This is a genomic window from uncultured Leptotrichia sp. (genome assembly GCF_938036635.1).
GTDB classification, from domain to species: domain Bacteria; phylum Fusobacteriota; class Fusobacteriia; order Fusobacteriales; family Leptotrichiaceae; genus Leptotrichia; species Leptotrichia hongkongensis.
In genome coordinates, this window is the sequence record NZ_CALHQO010000572.1 from 1 (window position 1) to 2,462 (window position 2,462).

Annotated in this window: 1 protein-coding gene; it reads left to right on the forward strand. The window is 37.7% G+C overall.

Annotation, left to right across the window (positions count from 1 at the left end; all coding sequences use genetic code 11):
• The coding region (locus Q0370_RS11480; protein ID WP_367270896.1) for a beta strand repeat-containing protein at positions 1-2,462 on the forward strand (2,462 nt) is incomplete at both ends.

Consider the following 2,462-nt stretch of genomic DNA (forward strand, 5'->3'; position numbering starts at 1 on the left):
GGGGAAATCATACTTAAAACTGGAACTGGAAAGAAAAGCGCAGGTATCTACGGGGAGCTTGAAAGCACAGCCGCTAAAAAGCTGACAATAAGTAATAAGAATAAAATAGAAGTCGATATGGAAGAATCAGTCGGAATATATGCTAAAAACGGAAAATCCTCAAAGACGGACCTGATTGCTGAAAATGAAGGAACAATTGACCTGAAGTCTAAAAAATCCGTTGGAATGCTGGCTGATAAGTCTGTAGCAAACAACAAGAATGAAATCAATATTACTAATGAAGAAGCAACAGGAATGTATGGAACAAACGGCTCAGAAGTGACTAATACATCTGATGGTACAATAGCAATTGAAGCTCCTAGTTCAGGAAATGACAGCAAGTCAACTGGAATCTATGTTACAGAATCAGGGACAAAAGGTGTAAATGATGGAAATATCATTATAAAAGGTAAAAAAGGTACAGGGATGCTTGCTACAAAAAGTGCTGAAATTGTAAATAATAACTTGATTCAAGGGCCTTTAGATTCGGTGGAATCTGTAATTGGAATGTATGGTGTCGATAGCGGGACAATCGTTACAAATGAAAAGGATATTGAGCTGCATGGACAAAAATCAACAGGAATATTCTCTAAAGATGATGCTACGGCAAAAAATAAAGGAACGATAGCATTAAAGCCTACATCTAAGAACTCTGTTGGAATGTTTGGTTCGTCAAGCGCTTCAGGAAAAGCTATCAAACTGCTAAATGCAGGAACGATTGATATAGAATCTGAAAGCTCTACAGGAATGTTTACAAAGAATAAAGGAGATTTAGGAGATTCGACTGTGGAAAATGAAGGAACAATCAACTTGAAGCAAAAAAGTACAGTAGGAATCTATACTCCAAAATCTGATATAAAGAAAGTAGGGAAAATAAACCTGAATGATGATGCGGATTCATCTGTTGCGGTATATCTTTCGGATGAAGCTAAAGCTAATACATCAACAGGAGAAATTGATCTGAATGAAAAATCACAAAATCAGGTTGCCTATTATGTAAAAGGAACAACAGCGACAGATACAGGAAAGCTCTACGGAGGAAACATCGGAAAGATAAAAGGATATGGAGTTGGAGTTTATCTTGACGGAGGAATGCTGGATGCAAGCACATCTAAACTTGACTATACTGCCAATGGAAATACAGGAAAAGGGATAATTGGGCTTTTAATGAAAGGTAATGCCAATATCACAGCTTATACAGATGAAATAAAAGTTGGAGATTCAGTATTGAGCGATGACGGATTGAATGACTTTTATGCAATTGGAATATATGCAGATGGACAGCAGGCTAAAAATATGACTGCCAATATCACAGCAGGTAAAAACGGAGTTGGACTGTTTGCTGAAAATAAGAGTAATATCACTTATGCGGGAACAATGAATATTGGAGATGGAACTACAGCTGGAACGGGAATCTACATTGGAAACGGATCGGATGGAAAATCTGCTTCTACAGTAACAATTGCAAGTGGAGCTGATATAAAGCTTAACGGTAAAAATGGAGTTGGTGCAATAGTTACAGGTGGAGCAACTGCCAACTTTGAGTCTGGAGCAAAAATTGAGTTTGGCGGAGATGGAGTAGGTATCTTTGGACAAAAGGGTGCAATTATTAATGATAACGGAGGAACGCTTGTTACAAATGGACATTCTGTAGAAAGAACAAGAATAACAGAAGGAAGCTCTATAACTTCAAAAAATTTAACAGTAGCACTTGGAAATGCCTTGGATACGGGAAATATACTTTCTCACGTTATAAATGGGGAAGCTATAATACAGACAGGAGTAACAGTTGAAGCCAAGCCAAGTTCTAAAAATATCATCGGTCTGATGGCAGACGGTAACAAGAATCCTGGATTAACTTGGGTAGGAACAGCAGGATACGAAGCTGAAAATAAAGGGAAAATTGATCTTTCAAATGCCGTTACAAGTACTGCCATGTACCTTGATTCCTCAAGAGGGCTTAACTCAGGTGAAATTACCATAGGGGACAAATCTACAGGAATCTATGGAATTTACAACAATACAACTGCAAACTACAGCGGATCGGCTACAAAAAATATTGGAACAATAACAACTACGGCAGCTTCTAAAATTGAAGTTGGAGATGAATCTGCGGCAATTTATTCTGTAGGATTTGATAAAGTTGAAAATAAAGGTGAAATAACAGGTAAAGAAAAATCAGTTGGGATTTATGCGACAAATGGTCCTGCCGATGGTCATAAAGCAATAAACATTGTAAATAATGGAGATATAACGCTAGATAAAGGTTCAGCGGGAATATATGTTTCTCCTAAGCCGGCAACTTCAGGAGCCTCAAAAGTTACAAATACTGGAAACATCACAATTGGAGATTCCATTGTAAATACTGGAACTGGAAAAGTGGAGACAACTTCGGTTGGAATGTATGTGGAACATAAGACTAC